The 1,052-nt window shown below is 70.4% G+C and carries 2 protein-coding genes; both read right to left on the reverse strand.

Annotation, left to right across the window (positions count from 1 at the left end; translation table 11 throughout):
- On the reverse strand, positions 1-476 hold a 476-nt coding region (locus QH283_RS03055; protein WP_280501500.1), incomplete at its 3' end, for a YbaB/EbfC family nucleoid-associated protein.
- A gap of 23 nt (positions 477-499) precedes the next feature.
- Complete coding sequence (locus QH283_RS03060) at positions 500-805, reverse strand: WXG100 family type VII secretion target (RefSeq protein ID WP_280501501.1); 306 nt, start codon at positions 803-805, stop codon at positions 500-502.
- Positions 806-1,052: the final 247 nt, after the last annotated feature.

Here is a 1,052-nt window from a genome sequence, read left to right on the forward strand (position 1 = left end):
CGCGTGCCGTGCTCCCACGGCACCACCTCGGTGAAGGCGGGCGCCCGGCCGCGGCCCGTCGCGGAGTCCCGCTCGCGCGGCGGTGTGGTCGGCGGCTCCGGGGGCTGCGGGACCAGATCCTGCACGTCCGGCATGCCGGGCACGAACTCCGACAGCTTCGGCATCCTCGCGTGCTGCGGTTCCAGCGCGGCCATCAGCTCCCGCGACCTGCGCCGGACCTTCGCCGCGGCGTCCTGCGCGGCGGCGGTCACCGCGGCCGCGAGTTCCTGACGGGACAGTTCGTCGGCCTCCGGCGCGAGCCGGGTCTCGATCACCGCCCCGTCGGCATCGACGGTGACCTCGACCCGACGGCCCGCGCCGTGGCCGGTGGCGGTGAGCCGCGCCCTTTCCCGCTGGACCCGCGCGATCTCGCGCACTCCCGATCGCACCGAATCCATCAGATCCGCCAGTTGCGCCTTGGCGATGTCGTCCACCATCGTCGTGCCTTCCGGCCGCGATCTCAGATGTTCGCGGCGTTGCCGTGGTCGGTGCCCTGCAGCAGATCGGCCGCATCGCGCAACGCTGTCGAATAGGTCTCGAGCAACACGGATTTGGACTCCATCACGCCTTCGAGGTTCTCGGCGGAGGCGATGTAGCCGTTGCCGCCCGCGAAGTTCTGCCCGTACTCGTCGGTCCCCCACTTGCCCTCGTTCGGGGCGGTCGCGGCGCGCAACGCGCAGAGCACGTCCCTGATGCGCCCGGCCACATCGTCCAGATCGCCCGCCACTCCGCGCAATTCGGCTTCCAGTCGCACTCGGTCCGTCATGCCGCCCTCTCGAAGTCCGCCGATCCACCGTTCTCCCAACAGTTTCCGACGCCCGTGTTAACCCCGGATGACAACGAGCTGACGTCGCGGCCGGATCTCGTTAACGAAGCGAACGACAACGAGGCTCCCGAGCGGAAGGTGAACAGTGCTGCGCCACAAAAGAATCGGCCCCGGCGACCCAGCGGGGTGGGCGGCGCGAGCGGGGGGAGGATTTTAAAACGGGGCGGGGGGGGTGATGGGGGGGGCG

This window comes from Nocardia farcinica (assembly GCF_029867845.1).
In the GTDB taxonomy this organism is placed as follows: domain Bacteria; phylum Actinomycetota; class Actinomycetes; order Mycobacteriales; family Mycobacteriaceae; genus Nocardia; species Nocardia farcinica_A.